Source organism: Brevibacillus thermoruber 423, assembly GCF_000454065.1.
Classification (GTDB): domain Bacteria; phylum Bacillota; class Bacilli; order Brevibacillales; family Brevibacillaceae; genus Brevibacillus; species Brevibacillus thermoruber.
Genome location: NZ_KE695654.1, coordinates 141,605 through 157,010, shown reverse-complemented (window position 1 = coordinate 157,010; position 15,406 = coordinate 141,605). Strand labels below are relative to the sequence as shown.

The 15,406-nt window shown below is 58.3% G+C and carries 17 protein-coding genes; 12 read left to right on the top strand and 5 right to left on the bottom strand.

All coding sequences use genetic code 11. The features are described from left to right. Positions 1–55: 55 nt before the first annotated feature. The gene (locus tag M516_RS0120255) at positions 56–1,432 is read right to left on the bottom strand and encodes a sigma-54 interaction domain-containing protein (protein ID WP_029100734.1); all 1,377 of its coding nucleotides are present in this window, start codon (positions 1,430–1,432) and stop codon (positions 56–58) included. 380 nt (positions 1,433–1,812) lie between these two features. Here M516_RS0120255 and M516_RS24490 point away from each other — a divergent pair, with 380 nt between their 5' ends. Then, entirely contained in the window at positions 1,813–2,316 is a 504-nt protein-coding gene (locus M516_RS24490) for a cell wall hydrolase (protein ID WP_029100733.1), read from the top strand. A 45-nt stretch (positions 2,317–2,361) separates the two neighbouring features. Here M516_RS24490 and M516_RS24485 read toward each other — a convergent pair whose 3' ends face one another. Further along, complete coding sequence (locus M516_RS24485; protein ID WP_051188317.1) at positions 2,362–3,192, bottom strand: copper amine oxidase N-terminal domain-containing protein; 831 nt, start codon at positions 3,190–3,192, stop codon at positions 2,362–2,364. A 316-nt stretch (positions 3,193–3,508) separates the two neighbouring features. On the opposite strand from M516_RS24485, the gene M516_RS0120240 reads away from it, so the two are divergent. From M516_RS0120240 to M516_RS0120220, 5 genes are all read left to right on the top strand, one after another. After that, positions 3,509–3,793 carry a DUF4183 domain-containing protein gene (locus tag M516_RS0120240; protein ID WP_029100732.1) on the top strand — a complete coding sequence of 95 codons (285 nt, stop codon included), beginning with the start codon at positions 3,509–3,511 and terminating at the stop codon, positions 3,791–3,793. 154 nt (positions 3,794–3,947) lie between these two features. Beyond that, positions 3,948–4,352: a DUF4183 domain-containing protein gene (locus M516_RS24060; RefSeq protein WP_035290389.1), complete on the top strand. Its 405-nt coding sequence runs from the start codon at positions 3,948–3,950 to the stop codon at positions 4,350–4,352. 128 nt (positions 4,353–4,480) lie between these two features. Continuing rightward, positions 4,481–4,894, top strand: a complete 414-nt coding sequence (locus M516_RS0120230; RefSeq protein WP_029100731.1) for a BlaI/MecI/CopY family transcriptional regulator — start codon at positions 4,481–4,483, stop codon at positions 4,892–4,894. 3 nt (positions 4,895–4,897) lie between these two features. Further along, complete coding sequence (locus tag M516_RS0120225) at positions 4,898–5,749, top strand: M56 family metallopeptidase (RefSeq protein ID WP_029100730.1); 852 nt, start codon at positions 4,898–4,900, stop codon at positions 5,747–5,749. Positions 5,750–5,807: 58 nt separating this feature from the next. Then, positions 5,808–6,215 carry a DoxX family protein gene (locus tag M516_RS0120220; protein ID WP_029100729.1) on the top strand — a complete coding sequence of 136 codons (408 nt, stop codon included), beginning with the start codon at positions 5,808–5,810 and terminating at the stop codon, positions 6,213–6,215. Positions 6,216–6,599: 384 nt separating this feature from the next. Here M516_RS0120220 and M516_RS0120215 read toward each other — a convergent pair whose 3' ends face one another. Both M516_RS0120215 and M516_RS0120210 read right to left on the bottom strand, forming a co-directional pair. Further along, complete coding sequence (locus M516_RS0120215; RefSeq protein ID WP_029100728.1) at positions 6,600–7,265, bottom strand: MBL fold metallo-hydrolase; 666 nt, start codon at positions 7,263–7,265, stop codon at positions 6,600–6,602. Then, on the bottom strand, positions 7,266–7,904 hold the full coding sequence (locus M516_RS0120210) for a TetR/AcrR family transcriptional regulator (RefSeq protein ID WP_029100727.1): 639 nt from the start codon (positions 7,902–7,904) through the stop codon (positions 7,266–7,268). It abuts the gene before it with no gap. A gap of 257 nt (positions 7,905–8,161) precedes the next feature. On the opposite strand from M516_RS0120210, the gene M516_RS0120205 reads away from it, so the two are divergent. The 6 genes from M516_RS0120205 (at position 8,162) to M516_RS0120180 (ending at position 13,851) form a co-directional block, all read left to right on the top strand. Further along, positions 8,162–9,550 carry an L-cystine transporter gene (locus M516_RS0120205; RefSeq protein WP_029100726.1) on the top strand — a complete coding sequence of 463 codons (1,389 nt, stop codon included), beginning with the start codon at positions 8,162–8,164 and terminating at the stop codon, positions 9,548–9,550. A 223-nt stretch (positions 9,551–9,773) separates the two neighbouring features. Next, entirely contained in the window at positions 9,774–10,691 is a 918-nt protein-coding gene (gene metA / locus M516_RS0120200) for a homoserine O-acetyltransferase MetA (RefSeq protein ID WP_029100725.1), read from the top strand. A gap of 174 nt (positions 10,692–10,865) precedes the next feature. Beyond that, positions 10,866–11,750: a LysR family transcriptional regulator gene (locus M516_RS0120195; protein WP_029100724.1), complete on the top strand. Its 885-nt coding sequence runs from the start codon at positions 10,866–10,868 to the stop codon at positions 11,748–11,750. Positions 11,751–11,852: 102 nt separating this feature from the next. Then, positions 11,853–12,242, top strand: a complete 390-nt coding sequence (locus M516_RS0120190; RefSeq protein ID WP_029100723.1) for a CidA/LrgA family protein — start codon at positions 11,853–11,855, stop codon at positions 12,240–12,242. Then, complete coding sequence (locus tag M516_RS0120185) at positions 12,220–12,915, top strand: LrgB family protein (protein ID WP_029100722.1); 696 nt, start codon at positions 12,220–12,222, stop codon at positions 12,913–12,915. The genes M516_RS0120190 and M516_RS0120185 overlap by 23 nt, the downstream gene beginning before the upstream one ends. Positions 12,916–13,020: 105 nt before the next feature. Continuing rightward, a complete protein-coding gene (locus M516_RS0120180) occupies positions 13,021–13,851 on the top strand; it encodes a protein-glutamine gamma-glutamyltransferase (protein WP_029100721.1) in 831 nt (276 codons plus the stop codon). A gap of 197 nt (positions 13,852–14,048) precedes the next feature. Here the strand turns inward: M516_RS0120180 and solA are convergent, their stop codons facing one another. Further along, positions 14,049–15,179: an N-methyl-L-tryptophan oxidase gene (gene solA, locus M516_RS0120175; RefSeq protein WP_029100720.1), complete on the bottom strand. Its 1,131-nt coding sequence runs from the start codon at positions 15,177–15,179 to the stop codon at positions 14,049–14,051. Positions 15,180–15,406 lie beyond the last annotated feature (227 nt).

Here is a 15,406-nt window from a genome sequence, read left to right as displayed (position 1 = left end):
TGCAACCCTCCTCGTGTGTCTGCCGGGAAAGAGTTGCAAGTTTCGTTCCAACCCCCTACGTGATTCCGTATTTTTTTAATTTCCGCACCACGGACGGCTGGCTGATCCCCAACGCCTGCGCCATTTTTACCGTGGTCTTGTGCGTTCGTTTCGCCTTCAGCAGAACCTGCCGTTCGACGTGATCCAAAATGTCCTGCAGCGGCCGATTTTCGTGCACATCAAGCAGCGGCAGATCGTATCGCCGGTTGATGTACTCCGGCAGCAGATCGACCGTCACCACCGGGGAGGAAGACGTGACGACCAGCCGCTCGATCACGTTGATCAATTCCCGCACGTTCCCTTTCCACTCGTAATAGATCAAGCGGTGGATCACGGCTTCGTCCAGCGTCCGTTTCCGGTTGTATTTTTGCTCAAACTGGCTCAAAAAGTACTGGATCAGCGGCAGGATGTCCTCCGTTCTCCTGCGCAGCGGCGGAATGGTAATCGGCACGACATTGAGGCGAAAATAGAGGTCTTCGCGAAAGGTTTTCTCGATCACTGCCGCTTCCAGGTCCCTGTTGGTGGCGGCGATCAGACGGAAATCCGCCTCCCGTTCCCGGGTGCCGCCCAGCCGGAAGAATCGCTTCTCCTGAATCATCTTCAGCAGTTTGACCTGGTTGATCAGCGACAGTTCGCCCACTTCGTCGAGAAACAGGGTCCCGCCGGAAGCCAGCTCGGCCAGCCCCATCTTTCCTTTCGGGTTGGCCCCGGTAAAGGCACCGCTCTCGTACCCGAACAGTTCGGCCTCAAACAGCGCATCGGGAATCGCGCCGCAGTTTACCTCGATAAACGGTCCTTTGGCGCGTCCGCTGTGGTTGTGAATAAACTTGGCGATATGCGATTTGCCCACCCCGGACTCGCCGAGCAGCAGGATGGTGGCATCCACTTCGGCCACCCTGAGCGCGGTGTCGATCACGTTTTTCATTTCCTCGCTGTTGGCGATGATTCCATCCGCATGCAGATGCTTGTTTCGCAGCATGTCCAGCTCGCTTTTCACGCGCTCGATGTCTTCTTCCAGCACCTGCAGGTAGTGCTGCAGGTTGATCAGCTCCGTCACGTCGTGGGAGTAGCTGACGATAAAGATCAGCTCGCCGTTGGGGTGAAACACCGGGATGCCCGTGACCAGGAGCTTTTTCCGCTTGTTTGTCGTCTGCACCACGGTGATTTTCTTTCGTTCCTTGATGACCATCGGCGTGACAATCGGCGTGAACAGCCCTTCCTTTTCCAGGTCGTACACCGATTTGCCGATCAGGTCCTTTGTGTCCACATCGTAAATCTGCCCGGTTTTTTCAGTGGCCCGCACGATGATGCCGTCCGTGTTCGTGACCAGCAGATCGTCCTTGAGCGACTGCAAGATGGCCAGGTCTTCGCTCCACGTGTGTTGATCACTCACGTCGCTGTCCCCCTTTGCTTGCGTCCCTTATCCATTTTTGAATAGATGCCGGCTGTACGCTTTCATTTGGCGGTGAGTTTGCCGTACAATTCCTTGCTATACGTTTTTGTATAATTATTCAGGATTGAATCATGTTCGTCAATTTGCAGATGATTTTCTTTCACACGTGCGCAGGAACGCCTTTTCTCCAAGCGAGAGAGGGCGTTTTTTCGTAACCCGGCAGAAGTTCATTTCTATTTTTTGTATCCAGGGTTGTATTTTCGACCCTTTTTTTCCCTTTGATAATGAAACGAAATTCAACGGAGCGGCTTGGGGTGAGGCCGCTGCGTTGGACACCCCTTCGTTCCATTCATCTCCAAAACATGAAAGGGGTATCAGGTATGGCGTATCCTTATGGTGAACCGTTGGTGAATATTGGCAGTGACCCGTGGGATCTCACCGAATTTATAGGGCGCGACAGCGTTGATTTGCTCGCACGCATGGTGTATGCAGAGGCGCGTGGGGAATCCGTGGAAGGGAAGCGCGGTTGTGCGCACGTGGCCAAAAACCGAAAAGCCAAAAACCTCTCCGAGTTTGGCGGGAACACGTACGAGGGGGTATTGCTGAAGAAGTATCAGTTTGAAGGAATGACGACGGAATCGGCTCGAAAGCCGGATCTGTCCTCTCAGGCATGGCAGGATTCCTTGAACATCGCCATGAACATGTCGACTACACCCAACCCGATCGGGAACTGCTTATGGTTTGTGACCAACTCGTACTATGCGACAAGGGTGTCCTACAAAGACGGTGTGGAATACTACACGTTCCCTGGTTCCACTGCGAGAAAGGTCGTGGAGAAAAAAGTAATCGGCAACCACACGTTCTTCCGGGTGGAGGGCTATTAATCAAACCAAAACCGGACAGCAAAACGCTGTCCGGTTTCACAATTGCTAGTCCTGCACGAATTCGATTGACGTTACCTGGAATTGATCCTGCACAAACTGATAGGTGATGTGAAAATGTCCCAAAAAATGTGCGGGTGATATTTGCGCGGGAACCCGGGCAAGCAGCGCGTTTTCCTGCGTTTCATAGGTCACAATGCCGCCGATTCCGACGGAAGGGAACCAGGTGGACGGTGCCGCGGGGATTTTGTTTGCGGGGATCACCGTTGTTTTTCCGCCAATCGACATCTCGACTTGTTCCTTGGCGACCTTGCTTGTCACGTTTTGCTTCACCGTCTCGACCGGATCAGGAACCCTTCGTTCCTCGAATGTATCCGTTTGAAGTACGTGGATGTCCTGTGTCAACGCCCCGGTTCCATATCCGGTCGTCAGAATGATGATCAGCTCGTGTTTTCCGTCACCCGTCAGGTCTCTGGACTCGATCTTCGGCGCGTAGGTCGGGTTTGTCACATTTTTCCAGTTGGCCAGCTTGAATTGGCCCTTGTGTTCCACGAGCAGCGGAGCATACTGGCCATCTTTTTCTTTCAGGGCATAGAGCGTGGTCTGATCAAGAGGCAAACGGGCGATCGGTTTCGGCCCTTCCGGCCTCCTGACGATCACCGACTTCTGTTCGCTGTCCCATGCCACTTCAGCGCCCATCGCCTCCGACACCGCTCGAACGGGAACCATGACGCGTCCGTTGATGATCTGCGGCGCCACATCCGTTTCGACTTTGTTTCCGTTGACGATCAGCGTGATGGTATCGGTGTTTTTCGCAAGTGCCCAACCGCCGGCAGCTGCCAGTGAGGCGCACAATGCAGCCACTACCCATTTTTTCATCGGAATCAGTCATCCTCTCGCTTGGTTTCCACAAATAAACAATCCCTATTATAGCTATCAATCCCTGTCATTTCCAGATTACAAGCGGCGTCGAAACGCAGTGAGCGGCAAGTCTCATGTTGCTGAAAAAGGACCTGTCCGCGTGAAGCAGGGCCGAACAAGAGTCCCTGTACGCGGCTTCAGGAGGCGGCATGTGACTGCACGGCCAAAATTCCGCGTTTCTCCGATCACGTTTGTCCGTTTCGGAAGATAGAAAGATAGCATTGTATAGCATTGTGAAAGGATCCTTTCACGATCAAAAAAGGGGGGGGACACCATGCCGATCATCAAGCCGTTTATGACCTCGCTGCGGTTTACGTCCACGATTGGAGCCGGAACGGGTACGGGGGCCACGTTTGCGATTGCCGCAACCGCCTTCAACGACGACACGGGCGCAGCCGCCACGGCGTTTCCGAGTTCGTTTGCTTTCTACAACCTCTACATCAACGGCGTGCTTCAGCCGGGGAATACCTCGACCGTCACCACGACATCCATCACCATTCCGGATGGCGATGCCGAAAACCCCGCTACGCCGGTTATTGTTGAGTTTGTGGTAAACTAGGCACGGGTTGGGGGAAACAGGGCTTGCCCGAAGGCTGGATTGCTGGGGTCAGGCCCTTTTCTCCTGTTTCAGAAAGGATCAACTCTCAAAGTTCCAGCCTGCCGACAAGCGGGAAAGAGAACAGCAGGGTCATGTTGGAAAAGGAGGTTCACCCATGCATAATCGGGTCAGACATTATGTGGTCACAAGGGACATCAACCCCAAAAATCAGGCGGGGTGCAGTCCGCTGGCGTTGATGGGGCCGTTGGGCTGCCCGCTAATCTTTCCGCGCCAGCCGTCTGCTCCGCAGAGTCCGACGCTGCTGAGAGGCGAAACGTTTCAATATACGGCGATTGCTGACGGTGTAAAAAACGTGTATACCAGCGGAGATGCGGTGCTCCAATTCAGTACATCCGGCATTCTTGATCCCGGCACGTTCACGTTCGCCAGTCTATTTATCAATGGCATCCTCCAGCCGCCCAACTCCTATGTGATTCAGCCGGGAATCCTGATCCTGAGCGACGTTCCGGTACAAGGCGCTCCGATTATCATTCAATTTGTGAGAATCATCTCTCAATAATTTCTCCTTTGCCGGGATTGAATCGTAAGCGGAGAGGGCAGGGGAACTTCGTCCTTTCCTTCGATTTTGGAAATACTTGACAACTGCGTATCACAGCACTACAATCTGTAGTGGGAGGTTGTACCATCATGAAAATTCTCACCTTCAAATGTCATGAGAGGGGGCTGAACCGATTCTTCGGACCGCTGGAAGCAAAGGTGATGGATGTGCTGTGGAGCGGTTCGGAAATGAGCATAAAGGACGTCCAGAAAAAGCTGGAGCGGGAGAAACACCTGAATTTCAACACCGTCATGACCGTCATCAACCGTTTGGTGGAGAAGGGGGTCCTGGTGAAGCGAACGGAGGGAAGAACTTCCCTGTACCGTCCGGTGCTGTCGCGGGAGGAATTCATGGAGACGCAATCCAGGGAATTGACGCATGAGCTGATGGATGAGTTTGGTCCGCTGGTGGTCAACCACATGCTCGACGCCTTGGAAGAAGTGGATCAGGAACTTCTGGACAAGCTGGAAGAAAAACTGAAGCAGTGGAAAAAGGAAACGTAAGCGATGTGGGAAAAGCGATCAAAGGTGATGTTTGGCTCGTCGGTACTGATTGCAGGTGTCCTGCTCGTTCAAATGGGCTTGTACGCGATGAAGGTGCTGGCCGGGTGGGACCTGCATTTCAACCTGGTGGACGTATGCTCCGCGTTGATTCGGACGTACTTTATTCCTGAACTCGCCTACGTCCTCGACGCTTTGGTCTTTTATACGCTGTTCTTCCTGGTCGCTGCGCTCGTCAGGCAGATCGTCCTCTCCGCGAGAACCTATAAGCGATTACGGCATCTTCGGCATGAAGGGCACTGCACCGCGCTCAATCAAGCGTTTTGCGGCAGCAGGGGGGAAGAGGCGATTCTGGTGGTGGAACACCCGGCACCGGTTGCCTTTACGATGGGCATGTGGAAGCCCCGCATTATCCTCTCCACCGGGTTGGTGAAGCTGCTTGACCACAACGAGCTGAAAGCGGTCATCTATCACGAAATGTTTCATCAAAAGCATCGGGACCCGGTCAAAACGTTCGTCTTGTCCCTGGTCGCTGCGGTGATGTGGTACCTGCCGATCCTCAAATGGTTCAGACATCACTACAACATCGCCAGGGAAGTGCTGGCGGACCATTACGCGGTGAACCGGCTGGGATCGGGGCAGGACCTGGGAGGCGCCCTGGTCAAAATGCTGAAATACGGACGAACGGCTCCGGTGCAGGCTGCCGTCTCCTTTTCCGACACGTCGATTAACTACCGGATCCTGCGGCTGCTCGACCCGGACATGGACATTCCGTTGAGGCTGCCGTTTGCGCCGACGATGATTTCGGTGCAGGTGCTGCTTTTGCTGTGTTCCCTGTTTCTGATCGAATTCTCCTGAATTTTTTTGGCTGCTTACACTACAGGTTGTAGTTAGAAAATCATGGGAGGGAATGGCGATGATTCAACAAAACGGATTCGGCTCTTTCATTGTTCGCGTGGTGCTGGGGGTTATCTTTTTTGCGCATGGCCTGCAGAAGTTTCAAGGCGGCCTCGACAAGACGGCAGGGTTCTTTGAAAGCGTCGGCATCCCCGGCTTTCTGGCCTATGTCGTGGCGTTTCTCGAAGGGATCGGCGGCATCTTCCTGGTGCTTGGCCTGGGCACGCGGATCATCGCCGGGGCTTTCGTCGTCATCATGCTGGGCGCGATTGTTACCGTAAAGCTGAAAGGCGGATTTCTCGGCGGGTACGAATTGGACGTGGCCCTGATGGCGATGGGGCTGCACCTGCTGATCAGCGGCAGCCCGGCGCTTGCGCTGGACAACCTGTTCCTTGGGCGGTCCAAGGAAGCGGAGCAGCGGGCGTAGCGATTGCACCGGTGAGACCATGAACGGAGGGGCATCCCCCTCTTCAGACTGTAGGCAAACCGATTGTATCGAAGGAGAAGCATGTTTCCAGGCAGAGCGACTTGTGAGCCCAACCGAGCGGAGCAGCGATTTGCGGGAAAAAGGAGCGCCACCTCTGAATGGGCTGCAAAGCGATGCGGCTTTGGCGATCCCCCGCAAATCGGTGCGGAGCGGGCAGTCTCTGCTTCCCGGCTGGGCGTTGACTGGGCCCCGCCGAACGCGAGCGTTAGCTTGTGTTCGGTGGGTAAAGCACGGAGCGGATGCCGGAAACGTGCTTCTCCCCCCAGCAGTCACTTTGTCTACACACTGAGGAGGGGGGATGCCCCTCCTTTTTCTTGCGCGGCTTTACCCGTACATGCGCATATACTCCGCCACCTGCTCCCCGGCCGCAAACACCGGTCCGCTGTGACAAACTTCCAGCCGCCTGGGCATCAGCTCCTGCACAATGGCGCTGCTTTTCACCGCTTCCGCCATGTCAGCCGTGAACATCGGCATCGGTCGGCGGAGCTGTCCGTTTTTGGAGGTAAACAGGTCGCCGGCGAGCAGCACGCGGTCCTGCTCGTGATAGTAGACGACGTGACCGGGAGAGTGGCCGGGGGTCAGATAGGGCTTCAGGCCGGCGATTGGTTCGAGCTGGCCGTCCGGGCTTTCGGCGAGCGGTGCCGCCAGTCCTTTGGCGACGCTGCGCGCCGGTTTCTTGCGGCGGGGATACGGAAGCGCCCCTTCCATGTAGGGAATCTCGATGCGGTGTGCGTATACGGGAACTGCGTATCTGTCCAGAATCCCCCTGATCGCCCCCACGTGGTCGGAATGGCCGTGCGTGAGCAGGATGCGCTGCAGCGGACCGGCGTTCAAACTGTCGATAAACCGCAAAATGCCGGTGGTCATGAACGGAAGGCCGGCGTCGACCAGCGTGACTCCGTCGTCAGCGGTGACGACCCAGACGCGCACGGGGATCAGCAGCCACGATTTGAGGCTCCAAATGTGCTCGGAGATTTGTTCCACCTTCATCTACGCACCACTTCCTTTTGTCGCGGTTTGGTGAAATCCGGCCAGCATGACTTCCCAGGCGAGGTCAAACGTGGGTTCCAGCCGCTCCAGCAGGTGGTCGAGCGGCTCGTCGGAATGGGTGTACGTCCCGATGATCCCGTGCAGGGTAAAGAAATAGATGCGGGTGTAGGCCAGCACCCGGTCGTCCGGCGTATCCGGCGGCAGACACGCCCGGACCGCCTGCCTGAGCAGGCCGAACAACCGGTTCCGAATCTGCTGCACCTCCAGCGCCGGCGTCTCCTCGTCGACGCGGGACGCTTTCGCCATGAAAAAAATCGTGTACATGTTCCGGTTCGCGAGACAAAAGCGGACGAATGCCCGGGTAACCGCCTGCAGGCTGTCTGCGGGAGCGAGCGTCCGGTCGCGCAGGACTGCCTCCATCTGCCGGTGCAGGGATTGCAGCGGCTCCATGGAGAGATGGTGAAGCAGCGCCTCTTTGTCTTTGAAGTACAGGTAGATGGTCGTGTGGGAGCATCCGGCCGTCCTGGCGATCTCCCGCATGGTCACGGCGTCAAAACCGCGTTCGGCAAACAGCGTTCCGGCCGCTGCCAAAATCGCCCGTCGGGTTTCATCGGAACGGATTTCCTGTCTGTTCGGCATGGGGATTCTCGCTCCTTCGTCGTGATCCGCTCTATTGTAACCATTGGTTAGTAACCGTTGGTTATAAAATAACCGATGGAAACCTTTGCCGTCAATCCGGTTTCTGCCCATTTCGGACGTTGGCGCGGGCGTTTGGTGATGCGGGTGCATCTGAGGTGCAAACCCCACTTGACCCATCGGTATTTGTGTCATATAAATGTATTGTTCCACATCGGAACGGAATTCGGAATTCATGCTGGCCAATCGGGGGGAGAATCATGCTGACGTTGTTGTCCATCGTAAACATCGTGTTCATGCTGCTGTTGATGGCCGGATTGTACGCCATGCAGAAGAAGCATGTGTCGTTTTCCAAACGCGTCTTTGCCGCTCTGGGGGCAGGGATCGCATTCGGACTGATCCTGCAGGCTGTTTACGGAATCAAGTCGGACGTACTGCAGACGTCGATCGACTGGTTCAACATTGTGGGGAAAGGCTATGTCAAACTGCTGCAAATGATTGTCATGCCGCTGGTCTTTCTTTCCATTCTGGCTGCCTTTACCAGAATGAAGCTGTCCGCGAACATCGGGAGGATCAGCACGCTGATTCTCGGCATCCTGGTGGGCACGACCGCAGTGGCTGCGGCCATCGGGATTGGCTTCACATTCGCGTTCGATCTGGACGGCGTGCAGCTTCAGCAGGGAGAAGCGGAGACCGCGCGCATCGAGCAGGTGGAGCAGAAGCTGGGCGAGCTCCAAACCATGACGCTGCCGCAAAAAATCCTGGAGCTGCTGCCGGCCAATCCGTTCCTGGATCTCACGGGAGCACGCCCGACGTCGACGATCGCCGTCGTCATCTTTGCCGCGATCATCGGCCTGGCGTTTTTGGGAGTGAAGCGGAAGCATCCCGAACACGCCGAACAATTCGCCGGCATCGTCGACACGTTCTACACGGTCTTGATGAGGGTGGTGACGCTCATTTTGCGCCTGACGCCATACGGCGTGCTGGCCATCATGACACGGGTGGCCGCCACCAGCGACTACGAAGCCATCTGGAACCTGGGAAAATTTGTCGTGGCGTCGTATGCGGCCCTGCTCGTCATGTTTGCCGTTCATTTGCTCCTGCTGGCTCTCGCGGGATTGAATCCGGTCACCTATGTCAAGAAGGCGCTGCCCGTGCTGACATTCGCCTTTACGTCCCGGACCAGCGCGGGTACGCTGCCGCTTAACGTCAAGACGCAGACGGACCAACTGGGCGTGCCGGAGGGAATTGCCAACTTCGCCGGGTCGTTCGGACTGTCCATCGGCCAAAACGGCTGCGCGGGGATCTATCCGGCGATGCTGGCCGTGATGGCGGCTCCGGCTGCTGGCGTCGACCCGCTGACGCCGTCGTTCATTCTGACGCTCATTCTCGTTGTTGCCCTCAGTTCGTTCGGAGTGGCGGGAGTGGGCGGCGGTGCGACATTTGCCGCCCTGATGGTGCTGTCGACGATGAATCTGCCGGTGGCGATCGTCGGTTTGCTGATCTCCGTCGAGCCGCTCATCGACATGGGCCGGACGGCTCTCAACGTAAGCGGCAGCATGACGGCGGGCCTGCTCACCAGCAAAGTGACGGGAGAGCTGGATTCCGGCGTGTTCAACGGAACGAAACAGCAGCCGGCGGAGGCGTGACCCGTACACGCCGGTCTGCCGCAAAGAGAAAAGGGAGCCGCGTTTGGGCTCGAACATGGCATCGCCCCTGACCCGCATGTGGTCAGGGGTTTTTTGCTGCGCAGATTGTCATCATTTTCTTTCCTGGATCCTATGCTGGAAGCAGGAAAGAAAAGTATACTTGTCGAATTTGTCGGATTATTGTCTGGCAGACATCACTGCGACGGACGGAAGGGGGAGAAGCATGCCAATCAAATTGCCTGACGAACTGCCGGCAACGGAGATATTGGCCAATGAAAACATTTTTGTGATGAAGGAGAGCAGGGCCTTTACGCAGGACATTCGGCCGCTGCGCATCGTCATCCTGAACCTGATGCCGGTCAAACAGACGACGGAAACGCAGTTGCTCCGCCTTTTGGGGAACACGCCGCTGCAGGTGGAAATCGTTCTGCTCCATCCCGGCAGCCACACCTCCAAGAACACCTCGGAAGAGCACCTGTCCACGTTTTACAAGACATTTGATGAAATCAAGGACGAGAAGTTTGACGGCATGATCATCACCGGCGCGCCGGTCGAACAGCTTCCGTTTCACGAGGTCACCTACTGGAAGGAACTGCAGCAGATTCTCGACTGGAAGCTGACCAACGTCACCTCCACGCTGCACATCTGCTGGGGGGCGCAGGCGGGCCTGTACCATCATTTCGGCGTGCCCAAGCACCCGCTGCCCGAGAAGCTGTTCGGCGTCTTTGCGCACACGGTGAACAAGCCAAACGTCAAGCTGTTCCGGGGGTTTGACAGCGTGTTCCACATCCCCCACTCGCGCCATACGGAAAATCGGCGGGAGGACATCGAAAAGGTGGCGGAACTGGAGATTCTCTCCGAGTCGGAGGAGGCGGGCGTCTACATCGTGGCCACCAAGGACGGCCGGCAGATCTTCGTCACCGGCCACTCGGAATACGACCAGGGGACGCTGCGGGACGAGTACGAGCGGGACCGCAGCAGGGGCTTGGACATCGCCATCCCCAAACATTATTTCCCCAACGACGATCCGAGCCAGCCGCCGGTGGTAAACTGGCGTGCCCACGCCAACCTGCTGTTTTCCAACTGGCTCAACTACTACGTCTACCAGGAAACGCCGTACGACTGGAACGCCATCCGCTAGCGCCGGAGACGCCAACCATCCGAGCTGATCGGATGGTTTTTTTGCGCGTGGACAGGCGGCGGGAGTCCCCCCGGGAAGTGGGAGATGGACCCGGAGGCGGGAGGATTTCTGCGCGCGCGGACATGTGTGGTAATCTGGAAGGACAGACGAGCTGCGCGAGGAGGAGGCAGAGCCATGGACATCAGGCAGCTTCAGTATTTTGCCGAAGTGGTGAAGCAGCGGAGCTTTACGCGGGCGGCGGAGGTCCTGCACGTCTCCCAGCCGTCCATCAGCAAGATGATCAAAAGCCTGGAAGCGGAGCTCGGGGTGACGCTCCTGGATCGGAGCGACCGGAAGATGGAGCTGACCGACGCGGGCGAGCTGGTGTACGAGCATGCGACCAAGGTGCTTCAGTTGATGGAGAGCCTCACTGCCTCTGTCGCCGAGATGAGAAACCTGCAGCGGGGCAAAGTCAAAATCGGCATGATGCCGACGGTCGGGTCGTTTCTGCTGCCCCATGTGATTGCCCGGTTCAAGCAGGAATACCCCGGCATCGACATGGAGATGAGGGAGTACAGCGCCAAGCGGCTGGAGGTGCAGGTGGAGCAGGGACACATCGACGTCGGGCTGACGGTGCTCCCGGTCAACACGCAATCATTTGCCGCCGTTCCGCTCTCGGCGGAGGACCTGGTTGCCATCGTTCACCGGGAGCATTGGCTTTCCGGCAGGGAGTCGGTCAGTCTGGCGGAACTGAAGGACGAGTCGTTTATCCTGTTCACCGAGGAGTACGCCCTGCACGATGTGGTGCGGCAGGCGTGCAGGCGCTCCGGGTTTGAGCCGCATGTCGCCTACATGAGTTCGCTCTGGGATTTCGTCGGGGAAATGGTCGCGACCCGGCTGGGCATCTCACTGGTTCCCCGTTCCGTAGCCAGGCGGCTCAACAACAGCCTCCTGAAAACCGTCCGCATCTCTTCGCCGCCGATCGACTGGCAGTACGCGCTGATCTACCGCAAGGACGGCTATTTGTCGCACGCGGCGCGGGCGTTTATCGCCTTTGTTCAACAGCACCTCACATCATAACCAACAGGCATCGATTCGATGACGATTATGTATTGTACGAATGGAATCGGGACCGCGTAGAATGAACGTAACCACTTGACATGTCCGGAGGAGGCGGTCTCGATGAAAAAATGGCTGCAGGCGATCCCGCAACTGCTGCTTCTGCTCCTGTTTTCCTGGTTGGGAAAGGCGATCGCGGCGTTTTTCCACCTGCACGTGCCCGGCTCCCTGATCGGGCTGCTGCTGCTGTTTCTCGCCCTGCAGGCGGGATGGGTGCGGCTCACGTGGGTGGAAGCGGGAGCGGCGCTGCTCTTTGGCGACATGATCCTGTTCTTCGTGCCGGCTATCGTCGGGATTGTGCAGTACCCGTGGCTGCTGGGCGCAAAGGGGCTGTTGGTGCTTGTCGTCGTGTTGAGCGGAACCGCGCTGGTGATGGCGGCCACCGGTGTCGTATCCGAGCGGCTGCACCGGATGGGGGAGGGGGAGCGGCATGATTCCGTGGAACGTGTGTAGCTTGCCGCTGACCGTCCTCTTCTACTGGATCAGCAAGCGGCTCAACCGGCGCAGGCCGGGTCTGCTGTTCTCTCCCGCCGTGCTGACCCCGGCGGCGGTGATCGCGGTGCTGGCCGTCAGCGGTCTGCCCTACGAGGTATACAGTGAAGCCACCTCCTTTTTAAACGAGATGCTGGGCGTGGTGACGGTGGCGTTTGCCGTCCCTCTGTACCGGAACTGGACGATCCTCGCCGCCAACTGGCGGATCATTGTGTGCAGCCTGGCTGCCGGTTCGCTGGTGTCCATCATCGCCGGCGTCTCGACGGCGATGCTCGTGGGCCTGGGAGAAACGGCGGCAATCAGCGTAATCCCCCGTTCCATCACAATGCCGATCGCCGTCGGCTTGTCGCAGGCGATCGGCGGGGTGCCGTCGCTGACGGCCGTGTTTGGCATGCTGACCAGTTTTGCGGGCGTCTTTATGGCACCGGCGATCATCAAGCGCTGCGCTCTCCGCCGGCCCGTGTCGATCGGGCTGATGTACGGCATGGGGGCACATGTGCTGGGCATGGTCAAGGCGTTTGAGCGGGGCGATCTGGAGGGAAGCTCTTCCACGCTGGCCGTGATCGCCGGCGCGCTCATCACCGTGGTGTGGGCGTTTCTCCTGCTGCCGGTGATTCAGACGTGGCTGGCCTAGCGGGAATGCGCACCTCGACGCGGGATCCGAAGCGGAGAAGGGGGTGATATTCCCCGCCTCGTCGCATAGACATTTACAAGGATCCGGTTAGGGAGAGGTGATAGCATGATTACAATCGCGGGTTCACCGGTCGATCCGTCCGATCTGCTGGGAGCGTGGTCGTTATCCGGGGGACAGCGGGATGTTGTGACGGCCATGGCGCGCAGTCGGGACGTGTACGCGTATCCCTCGGCCCAGGTGCTGCGGTTTGAACTGAAGCTGCGCGACCGGCTGGTGAAATCGGCCGTGGCGCTTGCCCACAGCGGGCTGGCATTCGCCACCTTCGAACGGACGAGGTGCAACGAGGAGTTTTGGATCAAAACCGAGTACGGCGGGTGCCTTCTCCGGGAAAACGTGCCGCCGTCCGTCGCCATCGAGGATATTTTCCGCCGCGGCCGGGCATATGCGCTGGAGTGCGCCACGGCGATGGTGGTCGTGATCTATTACGCCGTGCTGCAGTCGATTCGGCGGTCCGACTTTGACCGGCTGTTTTCCGGAATGCTCCTGTACGATTGGCGGTACGACCAGGACCTGCGGTTGGCAACGGTACAGACGACGTCCTTCCTGCCGGGGGACATTGTGTATTTTGAAAACCCCGACTTCAATCCGAACACACCGGAGTGGCAGGGAGAAAACGCGGTGGTGCTGGGAGGGGGCGAGTACTACGGTCACGGCATCGGCATCGGTCCGGCCGAGATGATCATCCACCATCTCAACCGGCAGCGGAGACCGGGAGCCACCCGGTCCGCCTACCTGACTGATCGGGCGACGCGGCCCGGGTTTGCGTATTTGTCCCAGTTTGAGGGCAGCTCGTTCGCCCAGGCTTCACACGCGGAGCCGCTGCCGACATGGGAGCGGATCATCGCCCGGATCGGCTCGTCCGTCTGGGAGGCGTAGTGGAACGGGGGATCGCCAAAGTCGTATCGCTGCGCAGCCTATGTCAAGGTGGCGCTCTTTTTCCCGCACATCGCTGCTCCGCTCGGTAGGGCTCACAAGTCGCTCTGGCAGGAAACAATGCTTCTCCTTCGATCCAATCGGTTTGTCTCAGTCTGGCAGCCTCGCCCCTGACAGGGCGAGGCTGTTTGCGCGATCGATTAGAAACGGGTCACCGCAAACAGAGACAGGTCGATTTCCGATTTCCCCCGGGTGATCAACTGGCTGGCCGCTTCTCCCACGGCGCTGGCGAATTTGAACCCGTGGCCGGAAAAACCGGCGGCGATGACGATATGGGGATATTCGGGATGACGATCGATGATGAAGTGTTCGTCGGGTGTATACGTGTACAGGCAGACCTTGCCCTGGCGGAGCGGCCCGGCGGCCTGGGGCATAAACCGTTCCAGGAACGACCGCGTATCCGCTTCGTCCGAGGAATAAAGGCCAAACGTCCGGTCCAGCAGGTCCGGGTCGGCCGGCTGCCCGCCGTCGTGCCGCCCCACCTTGACCCCCGCGCCGTCCAGGCTGGGAAAGCCGTAAAACATCGAATCGGCCAGTGTGAAAAGAAAGGCAGGAAAGCGATCGGCGCTGTAGAGCTGCTCGTCCGCGGCAAACCAGGAGACGGTTTTGCGGGTGGGGGTGAGCGGCAGGGAGAGGCCGAGCGATGCCAGCAGCCCGGCGTTCCAGGCGCCGGCGCTGATCAGCAGCGTACTCCCGCTGTAGGTGTCCGTCTGCGTTTGCACGATGGCACCGTCCCGCTCCGCCCGAATGCCGGTCACCCGCTCGCCGGTGCGCAGCTCCGCGCCGCAGACCAGCGCCCGGCTGCGGTAGGCGCGGATGCACTCTTCGCTGTAGAGAACGCCCGATGTCGGTTCAAAACAGCCGATAAACTCCGCGGGCAGACGGATGCCCGGCCAGCGCCGCCCGACTTCCGCCGCGTCCAGCACCTCCAGCGGCAGCGAGTATTGCGCCGCACTCTCCTGCACCTCCCGCAAGAACGGCGCGTCCGCCAGCCCCGCGCTGAGGACGCCTGTCTGCACGAACAGGCGCTTTCCCGTTTCTTCGGCCAGCTCGCTCCACAGCTCTTTGGCCCTGAGCGCCAGCGGCACGTACAGCCTGCCTTCTCCGTACGCGTACCGGATGATCCGGGTATCCCCGTGATGGCTCCCCCATTGGTGAGGCGGATCGCCGGAATCCAGAAGCAGCGTTTTCATCCCCTGCCGGGCCAGGTAATACCCCGCGGCCATGCCCATTGAACCGGCTCCGATGACAATCGCGTCGTAGTGTCGCACGATGGGTTCCTCCTTTTCCCGTTACCCTGTTCCGTTTTTCCTTGTCTCTCTTGCGTTTGTTCCATTATCCTACAGAAGCACGCGCAGGTCGAGCTCCCTTTTCGCCCCCCGAAATACCTGGTTTACCCGTGGGGAGAGGCGGGGGTAAAAAAGCAGATCGATACTGATATCGACAAAATCGGGGGACAGGTTCAAGGCGCAGCATGGAGCGGCAAACGGGCGGAACG